This is a genomic window from Mucilaginibacter sp., assembly GCF_965277465.1.
Taxonomy (GTDB): domain Bacteria; phylum Bacteroidota; class Bacteroidia; order Sphingobacteriales; family Sphingobacteriaceae; genus Mucilaginibacter.
On the sequence record NZ_CBDICW010000002.1, the window covers coordinates 388,475 to 404,798 of the forward strand.

The following is a 16,324-nucleotide window of genomic DNA, read 5'->3' on the forward strand; positions in this document are numbered from 1 at the left end:
ACATCAACCATTTCTTTTGTACTAGTATGAAAAGCCCATTTTAACTTGCCTGAAAAGCCCAATTTTATTTTTTAAGAAAATAAAAAAACACCTAAGTTAGGTACGAGTGGTGAAAAACTTAAAATCTTCCTTTTCAATTTTGTCGGATAAAATATTGATTATGGAAAAAGCTATTTCACATTTCGATAAACAGGGAAAGATGTTTCGCGACCAACTGATTACAGTTGGCGACCTTTTAGAATTTAAAGACCTTTTGCTATCCGATATTAAATCTATGCTTAAAGACCAGGTGAGCGGGAAAACCAAAAAATGGTTGAAAGCTATAGAGGTTCGCAAGATGCTCAACATATCGCATGGTAAGCTCCAGGCTTTGCGGGATAACGGCAAAATCCCTTTTACAAAATTGGGCAAGGTGACTTATTACGATGCTGACAAAATAGAGGGGCTGATGGAAACAGCAACTATTGTTAAGTTCTAATTTATGTTAAAGCGCAGGGCTAAACGGCGAGTTAATTATCAACAGGAATTGAATGCAGTTCTTGATGACATTTTGGCTGATTCTACAAATCAGGGAATGGGTCACCAAATGCCGCCACTTATCGGCCATGTGGCAATTTATTTCTATCAGCAAAGCATGGCTTTGCCGGATGCCCTAAACTTTTTTCAGCATTACGAAAAAATGGAATGGAAAACCGTAACCGGCAGGCCGCAAAAAAATTGGAAAGTTTTAGCAAAGGAATGGATTTACAATACTATTCAACAAACAAAATTATTGGAACGTCAGGAAGCAAAACGAATAGCCTTCCCTGATACATAATTATAGATTTCTGTATTTACAGTTATATGTAATTATAGAATCATGTAAGTATAGAAACCTGTAGTTGTTGAAATACAGGTTTACAGCAATATGTATTTGCAGACTTATGCAAATGAAGAAATATGTATTTAAAGATTTACAGCATTATGCAATTACAGCATTATGTATTTATAACAATTTAGAATTATATAAAATGGGAAAGATCATCACAGTAGCACACCAAAAAGGGGGCGTAGGAAAAAGCACACTCGCAATGAATTTAGCAGTGTGTTTTCAGGATCAGCTAAACGTTGCTTTGGTTGACACGGATTTGCAGGGCAGTCTCTTTCAAATCAAAGAGGAACTGCCTGGATTTGCAGTTGTAGGTAACGATCAGTTGCAGGAAATCAAAAAGTTGGATTACGACCTGATTATAGTTGATACCCCGCCTTATTTGTCTAATAAATTGCCGGAACTATTCAGCCTTTCAGATTTTATATTGATACCAACCAAAGCCGGTTTTTTTGATGTAATGGCTATTCGCTCAACCATCGCATTAGTAAAGGATGCCCAGGTGAAAAAGCCGGACATACAGGCCGGTATCGTAATGAATATGATCAAACCCCGCTCAGGTATAACAAAAGAAGTGATAGGCCTTTTAGAAAGTATGGAAACCCCTGTTTTGGCGACGATGATACATGACCGTGTAAGCATTGCAAGATCATCAATAACCGCAGGGGTTTTGCAAGGAAGCGATAACAAAGCGATAGATGAAATAACATCATTAGCCGAGGAGATTGTAAATCGCATCAGTGCATAATTACATAAATACAAATTTATGTAATTGTCAAATTCTCTTATGAAACGGGGTAATTAAATAAAGGTTTACAATGACAGATTATAAAGACAAGTTGGGCGGGTTAGCAGACAAACTTAAAAAGGATGTTCCCAAAACACCCATACAGGAAGTCCACCCAATCAGGCAAAGCGCCGCAGTGAAAGAGGACGAGGCGCAATTGAATGTGTGGATTCCAAAGGCACTTTTGAAGCGGGTGAAATCCTATGGAGTGGAATATGATGCTTCTTTAAAGGATATCAGTATCGATGCTTTAAAGTTCTTCTTAGATACCAAATTGAAGAAGTCAACATGATGAAGATCTTAATGGAATGCAGACAGGTTGAAGAAATCTTAAAGAAGGAGATTGCCTCTTTATAGCAATCAGCAAGATAAACGTTTGTCGGACAAACGGATCTTGCCCCTGCCTTCCAAAGTCAGTCGGGGGGATTGCTAAAATCCTCCGGGGTCGGATTTTTTAAAGATTACAGGAATGGAAAATGAAGAAGAAAACAGGGAACGCAAAGTAACCACAAGGTTTAAACCCAACGAATTTAAAGTGCTTGATACCCGTTTTAAGAAAACAAGGTTTTTAAAAATGAGTGAGTACATCAGGTGTGTTCTACTTGAAAAACCGATCACGGTAAATTACCGTGACAAGTCGATGGATGAAATGCTTGAAGAATTGGCACTACTCCGAAAAGAGCTGAATGCTATCGGCAATAATCTTAATCAGGCGGTTCGTCAAATTAACAGCGCACACGGAAATGCGGATAACCGGTTATGGTTAAATCTGCTTTCCATCATTGGAAGCAAAGTCGATCCGGCAATCGGGCAAATCAAGGAACGTATGCAAAGTTTTTCAGAATTATGGTCGCAAAAATTAAAACCGGGAGAAGTCTCAGCGGTGCAATAAATTACAATGAACATAAAGTAAAACTGGGTAGAGCGGAACTAATTTCAGCCCAAGGCTACCTGAAAGATCCGGTCAATTTGACGTTCACTGATAAGCTGCGAAGGTTAACTGATTTAACCAATCGGAATGAGCGAACGCTCGTAAATGCGTTGCACGTTTCGTTAAATTTTGCAGTCAGCGAAAACCTGAAGAAAGATATACTACAGCAAATTGCCGATGACTACATGGAGGGATTAGGTTTTGGTAAACAGCCTTATTTGGTTTACCAGCATCGTGATGCCGGACACCCCCACCTGCATATTGTAACCACTAATATTGAACCGGACGGTAAACGTATCAGCTTTCATTTACTCGCAAACAGGGCTTCTGAAAGTGCGAGAAAACAGGTCGAATTAACTTACAACTTGGTTAAGGCAGAAGATCAGGGTAAACAGCAAAACGTAATTAATAAGCCATTGGACCAGGTGGATTATGGCAAATCTGAAATTAAAAGATCAATCACGAATGTTGTGAATCAAGTAGTAAAAACATACAAGTTTACCAGTATTCCTGAACTGAATGCTGTACTAAATCAATACAATATCACCGCTGATCGTGGGTCTAAGAATTCAAGAATGTATGAAAAAAATGGGTTGGTTTATTGGGTACTTGATGCAAAAGGAAACAAACTTGGGGTGCCAATTAAGGCAAGCAGCATCTACGGAAAGCCAACTTTGAAGGCGCTCGAAGACCGGTTTCGGTTGAATGAGGTATTGCGTAAACCGCTGAAAGACCAGGTAAAATCGAAGGTTGACAAAGCGTTATTAACACCAATTTCAAAAACCGATTTTCAAAAAAAATTAAAAGCAGACGGAATTCAAGTCATTTTCAGGCAGAATGAAGAAGGCCGTTTATACGGTATTACTTTTATAGATCACGGGTCGAAAGCGGTGTTTAACGGTAGCGATTTAGGCAAGACTTACAGTGCGGCAGCATTGATAAATTGGTTTAAAAAAGACGGAATAAATCACAATCAACCAATATTCAAGAAAGAATATAGCGATACCAGCGCACCAAAATTCACTGACAATATTTCAGGCTCAAACGCGACCGGTAGCGACGGTGATTCATTGCTAAACATCTTATTCAAAGAAGAACAACAGGGTATGGCCGCTATCGGCAGGCTGCAGCAAAATAAACGTAAGAAGAAAAGAAAAGGCCACTCACTTTAAAATATACCATTATGCAAACAGGTGAAAACGAACAAGCCTTAAGAAAGATAATTGACTTTACCAGGCTTTTAAGTATTGCTATTTTGATAGTACATTTTTATCTAAGCTGTTATCCGGCTTTTCAAATTTTAGGCTTGACCAATCCTATTGTAAATCATATTTTATTGCCACTATCAAAGATGATAGTATTCGCCAAAGTGCTGTATGCGAAATTGGCGGCACTCATTCTTTTAATGATTTCACTCGTGGGAAGTAAAGGGAAAAAGGATGAATTCATAAAAGGAAGCAGGATTTTCGTTTATTGTTTTACAGGTTTATTATTGTACTTTATCAGTACCCTATAGATGTTCCGTCCTACCCGAAAACATCCGGTTCTACCGGGATGCACATTTATATTCCGCTCGAAGGCAAATACACTTATCAGCAAAGCCAGCTTTTCGCTAATATTATCGTCAAACTTGTTCATAAACAAATTCCAGATTATACAAGTTTAGAGCGTAGCATTGCTGCCCGTAAGGGTAAAATGTACCTCGACTTTTTACAAAACCGTCCGGGTGCTACTATTGCCGGGCCTTATTCTTTACGCCCAAAGCCCGGCGCAACGGTATCTACCCCGCTAAGCTGGGATGAGGTTAAGCCTGGTTTAACGATACAGCATTTTAATATTCATAATGCGCTGGACCGATTTAGAGAAACAGGTGATTTGTTTTAAGGTGTGTTAGGAGAAGGAATTGATTTGGCTGCGACCCTAAAAAAATCACAAAGTGTGTTTAAATAGTTAAAGGGCAAGAAGGCAAGGTCCTTTTTCATAGGTGTGAACAGGCGTTAGTGCAATAAAATAACCCACTGGTTATTGTCATTAAGCGCGTAGGTCAGCCCGTCGCTCATATCAAAAACTTCCCGCCCATGCTTTTCGCTATGATAGCTTTTTACCTCCCGTACCGGGCCGCCGTTTTCACGACGCAGGTAAAGTAACAAGGCACTTAAAGTGGGCGTGACATCCCGTAAGTGCTGGTATTCTCATTCCCTAACAAATGCTGAACTCATGTTATTTATTAAATCAATGGATAGTAAAAACCAATAGGGCCAAAAAATGTTATGTTTGGATAAATAAAAAATCAAAGATGGTCACCAGCAGAATAAAAATTGAAAGCAGTTTGGTAAACCAATTAACCCTTACCGCTGATGATGCCGCGAAATGATCTAACCAAAAATAAGGCTATCCAGTTCTTAAACGGTGGTGGGGAAATGGGTGAATTGACCCGGTACTTTGATTGGGCGGGTCATACTTTAGGACCTCCCGAAACCTGGCCACAGAGCCTGAAAACCACCCTTAGTATTATCTTGAATTCCCGGTTCCCGATGTTCCTGTTCTGGGGGCAGGATTCCATCTGTTTTTATAATGATGCTTACCGGCCAAGCTTGGGCAATAACGGTAAGCACCCGGCCATCGGGCAACCCGGCGCGGTGATCTGGCCGGAGATATGGACGACAATCAGCCCGCTGATCGAGCAGGTAATGAACGGCGGTGAAGCCAGTTGGAACGAAGACCTTTTGCTGCCGATATACCGCAATGGGAATGTAGAAGATGTTTATTGGACCTTTAGTTATAGCCCGGTTAAGGATGAAACGGGCCAGCCAGCAGGGGTGTTTGTGACTTGTACGGAAACTACGGAGAAGGTAAAGGTGATTGCGAAACTACGGCAGTCTGACCAGCGTTTTCAAAATCTGGTCAGAGAAGCCACCGTAGGAATTATTGTGCTGATCGGCCCCGAAATGAACGTCGGTATTGTGAACGAAGGTTATGCCCGGCTGATCGGTCGTCGTGTAGATGAGTTGATCGACCACCCCTTGTTTGAGATCATCCCGGAAACGGAGGCGGTGTTCCGGCCTATTATTGAACAAGTCAGGGTTAGCGGTGAGCCGTTGCATTTATACGCGCAGCCTTATTTTATAGCACATGCCGAAGGGGCGATTAACGGTTTTCTAAACCTTGTCTACCAGCCGTATAAGGAAGCGGATGGTGAGATCACTGGCGTGATGGTACTTTGCCAGGAGGTGACGGAACTGGTTAATGCTAAATTAAATACCGAGGAAGCAGAAGAAAGGGCGCGGTTGGCGGTGGAAGCAGCCGCTTTAGGGACTTTCGACCTGAACCTGCAAACGGATGCCCTGATCACTTCGCCACGGTTGGACGAAATTATGGGAATCGATCCTTCCTCGAACCATACTACTTATTTTTCCGCAATCCACCCGGATGATCTTATGATCCGGCACCGAGCGCTGGAGACTGCTTTTGAAACAGGGAAATTGCATTATATCGTTCGCATTATTAAAGAGGGAGATATCCGCTGGATTCAAACCGAAGGCAAGGTTTATTACGATAAGGAGGGTAAACCACTGCGCTTATTAGGCAGCATGTTGGACATTACTGATAAAAAGCTGGATGATTTGCGAAAAAATGACTTCATCGCAATGGTTAGCCATGAGTTAAAAACGCCACTTACTTCTTTACAGGCTTATATCCAGGTGTTAAACGGAAAGGCGCAAAAAAGCGAGGATAGCTTTGAGAAGAACCTGTTGGGGAAAGCGGATTTACAGGTCAGGAAAATGGGTAATATGATTAATGGGTTTCTAAACCTTTCCCGGTTGGAATCTGGTAAACTTCCGCTGGCCAAAACACAATTCGACCTTGACGAACTTTTGTCTCAAATCATTGATAATATTAATACCACTATAAACAGCCATGAGATCAGGTTTGAGCCCTGTCCTCCGGTTACAGTTTTTGCGGATCAGGAAAAAATAGGTTCGGTGCTGACCAACTTATTGCATAATGCCATTAAGTATTCCCCAAAAGGTAAATTGGTGGAAGTGAAGTGTGAATTGCTTGAAAATGGTGCCCAAGTGAGTGTGAAAGACGAAGGTATGGGCATTAAGCCGGCTGATCTTCCTTATCTATTTGACCGTTATTACCGGGTGGAAAGTAAACATACAGCGCATATTTCTGGCTTTGGGATAGGGCTTTACCTAAGCGCTGAGATTGTTAACCAGCATAATGGAAAAATATGGGCTGAAAGCGAAATTGGTATTGGATCTACTTTTTACTTTAGTTTGCCACTTTAATTGGTTAGCAAAATCGTATTTAATCTCATCGCTACCAGTTTTTTCTAGTAACCGATGTTAAGCGTATGTTCGATAATCGCCTGTAAATCTTCAAGATTAAAGGGTTTAGCAAGGTAGTTATCAGCGCCTGCCTGTTTAGACAACTGTTGTATATCGCTGTTTGCAGAAAAATAAATCACGGGAATTTTTTTCAGTGATTCGTTCTTTTTAAGTCGTTGCGTAGCTTTAATGCCTCCTTCATCAGGAATCCAATTATCCATCAATATTACGTCTGGAAGAATAGCCGCAACCTTTACTTCAATGTCAATGCAATCGATGAAACAGTGAACAATAAATCCCATTTCCTCCAAAATGTAAGAGCAAATAGATAAGATATCCGGGTCATCATCAAAAATGACTATTTGTTTTAAAATGGCATTCATTTGTCTAAGGTATAGCTGTTTATAATAAACGAAAGCTTTTGTAAATGTAATATTTTAGTATTTTATTCCAACTAAACAGTTGATATTTAAACAAAAAATATTTATTTTGCTTTACATAAATTCGGTTTCATAGTATTCTATCCCAACAGTATATAATCCAATGGCTTTAAACGACACTTTCAACTTTTTAGATGGCGGCGGTGAGATGGGAGAAATGATAAGATCAACAGATTGGTCTTTGACACCAATAGGTGATGTTAGCGGGTGGCCAATAAGTTTAAGGATATCGGTAGGTAATATGTTATCCACTCCTTTTCCTACATATATTGCCTGGGGAAAGGAATATATTCAATTGTACAATGATGGTTACAGGCCAATTTTAGGTTCATTGAAACACCCCGCGGCTGTTGGGATAAGTACACGTGAAACCTTTAGCGAGATATGGCATATTATAGGTCCCATGTTCGATGGCGTTATGAAAGGTAATGCTGTTGGCTTTCCTAATTTTATGTTGCCTTTAAATAGAAACGGATTTGTCGAGGAGTGCTTCTTCGATTTTTCATACAGTCCTATAAAAGACGAATCAGGCGTGATTGGCGGGGTTTTAGTAACCGTAATCGAGATCACTGAAAAAGTCAATGCCCTTAAGGATTTAAATGATTTAAAAAATAAATTAGAACAGTCGGCAGCCCAACTATCATTTGAGCGAAATATGTTAGATGATCTTTTTGAGCAGGTGCCTGCGGGGATATGTATTCTTGGAGGTCCCGATCTAGTTTATGAATTTATAAATCCCTTTTACCAGCAATTTTTCCCCGACCGGGAGCTATTAGGCAAACCTTTGTACGAGGCAATTCCGGAGATTAAAAATCAGCCGATATCAGATATCATAGAGGAAGTATATGCAACAGGGGAAACTTTTGAAGGACATGAATTACTGATCCCGTTAGCGAAAACCAGTCAATCGCCAATTGAAGATCGCTATTTTGATTTTATCTATAGAGCGCGAAAAAAATTGAACGGCGAGATTGACGGCATTTTTGTATTCGTGATAGAAGTAACTGAATCGGTTAAGGCCAAAGAAAGATCGAAAACCCGGGAAAAGCTATTGGAAGAGCTAATAATGAATGCAAAATATGGCCTACTTATCCTGAGGGGTGAGCAATGGATATGCGAAATTGCAAATCAGCCTATTGCAGAGATGTGGCGCAAGGACCTTACCCAGATTATTGGAAATCCTTTGCTTGAGGTGTTACCTGAAATAAAAGACCAGCCGTTTCCTGAATTATTAAGGCGGGTTTTTGAAACCGGACAACCTTACAGGGAGGAAGAAGAGGTTTTTTTACTCGATACTAATGAAGGACCCGTAAAAAAATATGTGAACTTTGCTTACGATCCGATTATCGATAATGTTGGTAAAGTATCGGCTATCATAGTCTCTGCGAACGATATTACTGACAAGGTAAAAGAAAGAGGAAAGCTGGAAGAAAGTTATACTAAAGAACTTAAACTTAACGAGCAATTATCAATTGCTAATGCAGATCTGGTCAATGCTAATATTAAACTTGCGGAAGCCCAGGAAAGCCTAAAACATCTGTTAAAAAACATCGCCGACAGCGAGTCTAAGTTCCGAAATATCATTAAGCAAGCACCCGTTGCAATTGGCATTTATACAGGTCTGGATTTGATCATCGATATTTATAATGATAAGATACTGGAGTTTTGGGGAAGAACTGCTAATCAGGTTAAAAACAAACCGCTTTTTGAGGCAATACCAGAAGCCAGGGGACAAGGGTATGAGCAATTGCTCTTGAATGTTTTTAAAACCGGGAAGCGATTTATTGCAAATGAATTGCCCGTAACATTAATGCGAAACGGAGTTTTGGAAGAGGTTTGGATTAATTTCATCTACGACCCAGTGAAGGATTTAAATGGATCAATAACGGGAGTGATTGCAGTTTCGAACGAAGTTACCGACCAGGTAAATTCCAGAAAAGAGCTGCAACGGGCATTGGAACAAATACGTCTTTCTAAAGAGGCTGCTCAGCTCGGTACCTTTGATATGGACATGGAGAAAGGAACGATGCATTGGGACGATAGATGTCGAACTCTTTTTGGTATAAGCCACAATGGCAAAGTCAGTTATGAACTTGATTTCATCAACGGATTGCATCCCGATGACCGTGATAGGGTTTTAAAAGTCATAGAAAATGTTTTTAAAAAGGAAGTAAGTGACGGTGATTACGATGTAGAATACAGAACTGTTGGATTCGAAGATCAGAAACTTAGGTGGGTGCGAGCTAAGGGTAAAGCTTATTTTAATTTACAAAACGAACCTGTTCGGTTTATAGGATCAGTCCTTGACATTACTGAGCAGAAACTTGACGAATTACGTAAGAATGATTTTATAGGCATGGTAAGCCACGAGTTAAAGACCCCATTAACTACGCTTACCGCAGTCGTACAGGTAACGAAAAGTAAATTAAAAAACGCTGACGACCCGTTTCTAAAAACCGCGATGCAAACGGCCGATTCTCAGGTTCGAAAAATGGGAAATTTGATTACCGGATTTTTGAACGTTTCGAAGCTGGATGCCGGAAAGATTTTGATAACTAAGCAGGATTTTCTAATTGATCGGCTAATTCAGGAAATTATCGAGGAAAGCAGGCTTACTTCTACAACTCATTCTATCCATATTTCTCCATGTGATCCGGTTAATGTTTACGCAGACCGTGATAAGATCGGTTCTGTAATATCAAACCTGATCAACAATGCCATTAAATACTCGCCAAAAGGAAACAATATCCATGTCAAATGTGAATTAATTGCTAATAACGTTCAGGTAAGTGTTGAGGATGAAGGGATGGGGATTAAACCGAAAGATATTAATCATTTATTTGATCGGTATTATCGGGTAGAAAGCAAGCATACCGCTCATATATCAGGATTCGGCATAGGGTTGTATTTGAGTTCTGAAATTATTAAGCAGCATCATGGTAAAATTTGGGTTGAAAGTGAAATTGGTATCGGATCAACATTTTACTTTACTATCCCAATTAATAAATAATAACACTTTTGCATAAAAAGTATTTTATTAAAAAAAGTCTACGATGGTGTCTTGTAATATGATCAATAATTAAAAAGGCCGCATAAAGCGGCCTTCCTGTTTAATCTATTTGACTATTCGTTTATTCAACTTCTGCCGCAGCAGCTTCGTTTACGTAATTTTCAGCTACTTGTGTTAATAAAGAATCGGCGTTCTTTTCTTCAGCTAAAGTCTCATCTAACAGTCCTTGTGCTTCACCGTAGCCCAGAGTGCCGGCTAAAGTACGCAAAGTGCCATAAGACGCGATCTCATAATGTTCTACTTTTTGAGCAGCTGAAATAATCGCCACATCGCGGACCTCTGTACCTTTTTCGGTATCTGATAACAATTCGGTAGCCTCTTTCAATAAGCCTTCCATTGCGAGACACTTTTTAGCGACGGCTTTTTCACCGATGGAAGCGAACACACTTTCCAAACGGGTAATTTGGTTTTTGGTTTCTTCCAGGTGGGTAGTAATCGTTTGTTTCAGATCTTCCGAAGTAGCGCCCTTGATCATTTTAGGCAAGGCTGCCGCTAAATGTTTTTCCGCCCAATAAATATCTTTGATCTCGTCAACAAATAATTCTTTTAAAGCGCTTTCTGCTTCTGGTGTACGGCTTGCAGCTGCTGCAACCGCCTTTTTAGTTGTTTTAGTAGCCATTTTTTTTTTATATTATTTATATACTGCATTAATTAATTCGTAAGATTAAATACAATTTCCATTCCAAAATTTGTGTCAATCAACGCGTTTTTCCTTCCATCGCTTAGTATTTGAACAACATATTTTCGGAAAAAAGTTTTCTTTTAATCTAATAATCAATTTTTTTCAAGTCGCGATAATTATCGGTCCAATTCGTTCCATAAAGCCGGGTTATCCCGTACATCACTCAAGTGCTCAATGAGTTCGGTCGCTTCGTCTGAGGTTAATTCCTGCTGGCCGTCAGCTGTGTAACTGAACATACTGCCAGGCCTCTCGAAGGTGATGAACCCGTAATAGCTGGGGTCTTCAATTTTTTCCAGGTGTAAAGTGCTCTCTTTGCTCCTGGCGATCAGTGGATTTCCCATTCCCGTATCCTCGAAAACACTGTAGGTATGGGTGATGATCGTGTGACCATCCAGGTGAGCCTCTGTGTCTGGTATAACCATGATCTTCAGGTGATTTGCTAATGTGAAATATAATGTCTTCATGACTTCCAGTTGAGTTTGATTTTTTGGCCGCCATTGACCGTGTATTCGATATGCCCATCCTTTCGGATTTTGCCGTGTAATTCGCCGGCTTCACCCTCTACGGTAATAGCAGTTAAGGCTTTTTTATCTTTTTTAATGACCAGCATCCGGCAGCTTAGGCGCTTATCTCCCTTGACTTTAAAGCTGAGTTTACCCTTGCGTTGTTGGTGGGCTGCGGTGGGATAATCGAGATAGATCATAAAGTCTTCGCCATGTAGTTTATAGAAGTGGCGCGGGATGATACCAAAAGCCACCCCGGCACCATAAACTTCCTGTCCGACTGTGCCGGATTGCTCCCAGCCGTCATGAATATCCTCGATAGCGATCCAAAGTTTATGATCGACCTGCCCGGTTTTAATTTCGTCGGAAAGCATTTCCTTTGGCAAGTTCGGCGGATAATAATACGGCGCCCGATGTAAAATATATTTCATGAACTCGGGTAGTAATAAATTAACCGATGGCAGAATTTCTTCATCTTCCGCGTACCGCAGGAAATTATGGAGGGCTGCAAAAACTTCCTGCTCTTCATAGGCAGCAGTATATGGCGCATCGTTCAATGGAAATAGGGCGAAGAACGTCGGATAATCCTTTGCATAACCGTAATTACAATCCCAAAGCTGAAAGTTCTTAAAAATGTTTGCCAGGCATAAATAAGCCAGATCCAAGTACACATTTTCCTTTGTTTCTTTGTATAACCATAGCATGGCATTGGCGCCGAAAGCTGTATTATTAGCCTGGTAAAAAAGTTCAAAGCCTTTACCTTGCAAAGTTTTAGCCGCTTTTTTGGCTTCCAAAAGGTATTTGCTTTCTTTGGTCAACTGCCAGGCATGAAGCATTACCAAAGCATACAAACCCGCCACGTCTTTTTCGCCACCTTTACCAGGCTGAGTTTCCGCTTTAACTACTTCAAGCGTTTCCATATTATACATGACCGGCCATTCATAATTAAAATGGCGGGCGACTTTAATTGTAAAATCCAGGGAATCTAAAAAGAGTTTTTTTCCTTGATTATCCCCGCGTATGGCCAACCTGCCCAGATTTAATAAAGGGTGGTGCAAGTACCAGGAGTCCATCACGTTGGGATGTAACTGCTCCTCATCACCGCTCAAATCTTTCGCCAGAGCGGGCAGGAAACGCATTACGGTTTTCAAATCTTTACTGTAGAATGCATCCAATCCGTTTTGAATCTTTTTAATTGCCGGCAGGTCGGTTTGACACCAATCATAATAGTCAGTTAATGGCATTAAAACGGCAAGTTGCACCATCAATTCCGGCGGCGTTTGGTAATCAGCTACATAAGCATTCAGGTAATCCTGCTCCGCCCCATGCGACCAGCAGCCGTGGCTAAATTCCATGTCATGCAGTCCTTTATCCACCATATCCGGCCAGTTGTAATACTCGGTAGTTGGCTTCGGCATCAACAAATAGATGTCTGCCAATAAATTAAGGAACTGTTTGGACAGATCCATTTCATTTTTTGGTTGGTCAGGACTGAACGCAATAAAGGCATCAGAAAGTACCAGTTCCTGTTGCGCGGGTATGGGTTTGTCTTTCAGCGTCGGCGGCAACGCAAAGCCTAGTTCCGGCCAGTTACCGCCAACAACATTTCCGAGTGATGTTTCGGTCGCCTGCGCGTAATCGTTCAAAGCGGTGAGGTTTTGAAAATATAGCAAAGTGCCTGATTTTGGCTGATCTAAACTGATATATTGTAATCCCGAACGTGTCCCGACCTGACTGACGTGAATCGTGCCTTTTGGCTTTATATTGCTTTCAGCCGGCCAGGTGATGACCAGGTCCCGCGGCCAGAAGGGCACTAGCAAGGGATCATTCGCTTTAAAAGTTGTCGTATACCGGATCAAGGGCTTGGACTTATCCGGAAATTGCAGCGTGACCCGGTAATCCCCGATGGTAGCCGAAAGATGAATTATGATACCGTCCTCCTGACGAGTTGTTTTCCCTAATTGTAACTGATCGTTAGGTGCGTAAGCCGGGCGCAGCACAACCTGCGTTCCTTTGGGACAGGTCACGGCAATCCAAAGCGAGTTGTTCAAAGTATGAACTTTAACCGTGTATCCTACTATCTCTTCCGTAAATAAGGCTGGCTGGTCATGCCCGCGAAATAAGCTCCTGACCGCTGCGGCCCAGGGTGATAATGCATCCATTGTAAAAAGATTATCGTCAAACAAAAATTCCCTACACCGGGAACCCATCGGATAGTGCCATTAAAAAAACGTAAGACATTAACTATGCTGATTATTAATTGTTTCAACTTTCTTAAAAAATTATTTATTTAATTCAAAGCATGGTTTTGGTCTAAAAATTGCATTGGCAAAAGTTCACCATTTAAAATTTACTACTATGTTTCACCATGTAAAAGACTTACAGTTCAATGCCAGGGTATCCCGCCCTGATCCGCGCTTTGCCAATTTGTTATTAGAGCAATTCGGCGGCGAAAACGGCGAATTGGCTGCTGCGATGCAGTATTTTACACAGGCTTTCGGGGCCAAGCAGCCACACCCGGACAAATACGATATGCTGATGGATATCGCTACCGAGGAATTCAGCCACCTGGAGATTGTTGGTGCTACTATTCAGATGCTGCTTAAAGGGGTGAATGGCGACCTCAAAGACGCAGCTGAACAAAGCGAGATCATGGTCGCCATGAACGGCAAAGCGGCGAAAGAAAACGTGATCCATGCGGCACTGTCCGCCAACCCTCAATTTCCCATAATTACAGGCGGTGGTCCGACACCGCGGAACAGCCAGGGCATTCCATGGTGCGCGTCCTATATAAACTCCAATGGTGACCTAACCGTTGACCTGCGTACTAACCTGGCTTCTGAGTCGCGGGCGAAACTGGTTTATGAGCACCTGATGAAATTTACAGATGATCCGTATATACACGAAACCTTATCGTTTTTGATGACCCGTGAGGTAACCCATTATAAGATGTTCGAGGCTGCATTGAACAGCATTCAACCAAATTTCCCTCCAGGAGTATTAGCTGCCGACCCTCGTTACCTGCAAAATGTTTATAACCTGTCAGACGGAACGGTTCGTGGCCCCTGGAATGAAGGCGAGATCAAAGGAATGGGCAAAGACTTTAATTATGTAGAAAGCCCTTTACAACAAGTAAAGGAAACAGAAGGCCAAACCAAGCTACCGGAAGATTTCAGCAAAGAGTTGAAAGCCACCGAGAAACTGGACAAAGATATGAGCGCGATTAAAAGCGAAGAAGTGAAACAAGCCGAGCCGAAAGGCGTGGCGCAATGGAGTACCTATTAAACAAATGAATTACGGACAACGCATCACTTCGCCAGAAGGATCAGGTGAGGTGTTAACCACTTTTGGCGATAAAGTAGTACTTAAACTGGATAATGGTGAAACGACAACTTTTCCCGCTGACCAGGTACAGATAGAATGCGTAACCGACCTGAGCAATGAATCGCCCATTTTAGCGGAAGCACGGGCCGAGCATGCAGCACAGATCGTCGACAAACTGAATCATTCAAACGAACCACAACAAAATCAAATACCTATGGAAATCTCTGAAAAAGCAATCGATGTGATCAACGATCTGATCAAGATCAACAATGACCGCGTAGCGGGATTCGAAAAAGCAGGCACTGACCTGGAAGGCGACGACAATGGATTGATCGCCGTATTTAATAAATTGGCCGGCGAAAGTCAGCAGTATGTAGTCGAACTAACCGATATCGCGCAGCAGTACGGCGGCGAGCCTGCCGATGGCACCAGCACTTCAGGTGACCTGCACCGTGCCTGGATCGATATCAAAGCGACGTTTACCGGCAGCGATCTTTTGGCCATATTAAACGAATGCGAACGCGGCGAGGATGCTGCGAAAGCTGCTTACCGTGATGCCCTTGACCCGGAGAATGAATTAAATCCGGAACTGGTACAGGTTTTACAAATCCAACAACAAGGTATTACCGAGGGCCATGATCTGATCAAGTCACTACGTGATCAGGCGAAAACCTCGGATGATAACTATGATAATGAAGAAAAGGTAGATTCAACCGAACCGGCTTACCAGGAACAACAAGAACAATTTACAGCGCAACCATCCTATGAGGGTGCGGCTGGTGAATTCGGATCACAAACTGCTTATGCGCCAGAACCTGAAAGTATTGAGCAGGAAGAAGAATGGCAAGAGGAACAAGCCGCATCAAACGGTAATTCTAAATTAATGGAATTTTTTGTGGACGAGCTAAAAGACTTGCTATGGGCTGAAAGAGAATTGGTGGATACTTTGCCCGATATGGCAGAAGCTGCTACTTCACCGGAACTGAAAACTGCTTTTACCGATCACCTGGCTCAAACGGAAACCCACGTGAGCAGATTGGAACAGATCTTTGGTATCCTGGGTTTAGAACCCGAAACTACTAAGTGCGATGCCATGTCGGGCATTGTTGACGAAGGCGATGAGATCATCAGTAATACTGAAGAAGGCACCGCCCAACGTGATGTTGGTTTGATATTCGCGGGGCAAAAAGCCGAGCACTACGAGATCGCTTCTTATGGTGGCATGATCAGCCTGGCCAAAACATTGGGCTATTACGAGATTGCCGAATTGTTGGTAATGACTATTGACGAAGAGAAAACCGCTGATGCATTACTGACCCAAATAGCGGAGAATCATGTGAATTATGAAGCCAGCACAGAACGCGCTGAGGATTAAAAAAGTTTGA

At 41.8% G+C, this 16,324-nt stretch carries 17 protein-coding genes; 12 read left to right on the forward strand and 5 right to left on the reverse strand.

Annotation, left to right across the window (positions count from 1 at the left end):
• Positions 1–160 precede the first annotated feature (160 nt).
• The 8 genes from ACQY4U_RS13995 to ACQY4U_RS14030 all read left to right on the forward strand — a co-directional run bounded on the left by ACQY4U_RS13995 (position 161) and on the right by ACQY4U_RS14030 (position 4,470).
• The gene (locus ACQY4U_RS13995) at positions 161–478 is read left to right on the forward strand and encodes a helix-turn-helix domain-containing protein (RefSeq protein WP_428330062.1); all 318 of its coding nucleotides are present in this window, start codon (positions 161–163) and stop codon (positions 476–478) included.
• 3 nt (positions 479–481) lie between these two features.
• Positions 482–817, forward strand: a complete 336-nt coding sequence (locus ACQY4U_RS14000) for a hypothetical protein (RefSeq protein ID WP_428330063.1) — start codon at positions 482–484, stop codon at positions 815–817.
• 193 nt (positions 818–1,010) lie between these two features.
• On the forward strand, positions 1,011–1,616 hold the full coding sequence (locus tag ACQY4U_RS14005; RefSeq protein ID WP_428330064.1) for an AAA family ATPase: 606 nt from the start codon (positions 1,011–1,013) through the stop codon (positions 1,614–1,616).
• A 70-nt stretch (positions 1,617–1,686) separates the two neighbouring features.
• On the forward strand, positions 1,687–1,947 hold the full coding sequence (locus tag ACQY4U_RS14010) for a hypothetical protein (protein WP_428330065.1): 261 nt from the start codon (positions 1,687–1,689) through the stop codon (positions 1,945–1,947).
• A gap of 177 nt (positions 1,948–2,124) precedes the next feature.
• Positions 2,125–2,547, forward strand: coding sequence for a plasmid mobilization protein (locus tag ACQY4U_RS14015; RefSeq protein WP_428330066.1), 423 nt, complete (start codon positions 2,125–2,127; stop codon positions 2,545–2,547).
• Positions 2,502–3,758 (forward strand): relaxase/mobilization nuclease domain-containing protein, encoded by a 1,257-nt coding sequence (locus tag ACQY4U_RS14020; RefSeq protein ID WP_428330067.1) that lies wholly within the window; start codon positions 2,502–2,504, stop codon positions 3,756–3,758. Before ACQY4U_RS14015 ends, ACQY4U_RS14020 begins: the two co-directional genes overlap by 46 nt.
• 11 nt (positions 3,759–3,769) lie before the next feature.
• On the forward strand, positions 3,770–4,102 hold the full coding sequence (locus tag ACQY4U_RS14025; RefSeq protein WP_428330068.1) for a YWFCY domain-containing protein: 333 nt from the start codon (positions 3,770–3,772) through the stop codon (positions 4,100–4,102).
• Positions 4,060–4,470, forward strand: coding sequence for a hypothetical protein (locus ACQY4U_RS14030; RefSeq protein ID WP_428330069.1), 411 nt, complete (start codon positions 4,060–4,062; stop codon positions 4,468–4,470). The genes ACQY4U_RS14025 and ACQY4U_RS14030 overlap by 43 nt, the downstream gene beginning before the upstream one ends.
• A gap of 113 nt (positions 4,471–4,583) precedes the next feature.
• On the opposite strand, the gene ACQY4U_RS14035 is transcribed toward ACQY4U_RS14030, so the two are convergent.
• On the reverse strand, positions 4,584–4,736 hold the full coding sequence (locus tag ACQY4U_RS14035) for a hypothetical protein (protein ID WP_428330070.1): 153 nt from the start codon (positions 4,734–4,736) through the stop codon (positions 4,584–4,586).
• A gap of 207 nt (positions 4,737–4,943) precedes the next feature.
• Here ACQY4U_RS14035 and ACQY4U_RS14040 point away from each other — a divergent pair, with 207 nt between their 5' ends.
• Complete coding sequence (locus tag ACQY4U_RS14040) at positions 4,944–6,881, forward strand: PAS domain-containing sensor histidine kinase (RefSeq protein ID WP_428330071.1); 1,938 nt, start codon at positions 4,944–4,946, stop codon at positions 6,879–6,881.
• 44 nt (positions 6,882–6,925) lie between these two features.
• On the opposite strand, the gene ACQY4U_RS14045 is transcribed toward ACQY4U_RS14040, so the two are convergent.
• Positions 6,926–7,303 carry a response regulator gene (locus tag ACQY4U_RS14045; protein WP_428330072.1) on the reverse strand — a complete coding sequence of 126 codons (378 nt, stop codon included), beginning with the start codon at positions 7,301–7,303 and terminating at the stop codon, positions 6,926–6,928.
• Positions 7,304–7,463: 160 nt separating this feature from the next.
• Here ACQY4U_RS14045 and ACQY4U_RS14050 point away from each other — a divergent pair, with 160 nt between their 5' ends.
• Positions 7,464–10,370: a PAS domain-containing protein gene (locus tag ACQY4U_RS14050; protein WP_428330073.1), complete on the forward strand. Its 2,907-nt coding sequence runs from the start codon at positions 7,464–7,466 to the stop codon at positions 10,368–10,370.
• Positions 10,371–10,491: 121 nt separating this feature from the next.
• Here the strand turns inward: ACQY4U_RS14050 and ACQY4U_RS14055 are convergent, their stop codons facing one another.
• From ACQY4U_RS14055 to ACQY4U_RS14065, 3 genes are all read right to left on the reverse strand, one after another.
• Positions 10,492–11,049, reverse strand: a complete 558-nt coding sequence (locus ACQY4U_RS14055; RefSeq protein WP_428330074.1) for a ferritin-like domain-containing protein — start codon at positions 11,047–11,049, stop codon at positions 10,492–10,494.
• A gap of 179 nt (positions 11,050–11,228) precedes the next feature.
• Complete coding sequence (locus ACQY4U_RS14060) at positions 11,229–11,576, reverse strand: hypothetical protein (protein WP_428330075.1); 348 nt, start codon at positions 11,574–11,576, stop codon at positions 11,229–11,231.
• On the reverse strand, positions 11,573–13,777 hold the full coding sequence (locus ACQY4U_RS14065; RefSeq protein WP_428330076.1) for a hypothetical protein: 2,205 nt from the start codon (positions 13,775–13,777) through the stop codon (positions 11,573–11,575). Before ACQY4U_RS14065 ends, ACQY4U_RS14060 begins: the two co-directional genes overlap by 4 nt.
• A 196-nt stretch (positions 13,778–13,973) precedes the next feature.
• Here ACQY4U_RS14065 and ACQY4U_RS14070 point away from each other — a divergent pair, with 196 nt between their 5' ends.
• Together ACQY4U_RS14070 and ACQY4U_RS14075 are read left to right on the forward strand one after the other, a co-directional pair.
• Positions 13,974–14,900, forward strand: a complete 927-nt coding sequence (locus ACQY4U_RS14070; protein ID WP_428330077.1) for a manganese catalase family protein — start codon at positions 13,974–13,976, stop codon at positions 14,898–14,900.
• 4 nt (positions 14,901–14,904) lie between these two features.
• Positions 14,905–16,314 (forward strand): DUF892 family protein, encoded by a 1,410-nt coding sequence (locus tag ACQY4U_RS14075; protein ID WP_428330078.1) that lies wholly within the window; start codon positions 14,905–14,907, stop codon positions 16,312–16,314.
• Positions 16,315–16,324 lie beyond the last annotated feature (10 nt).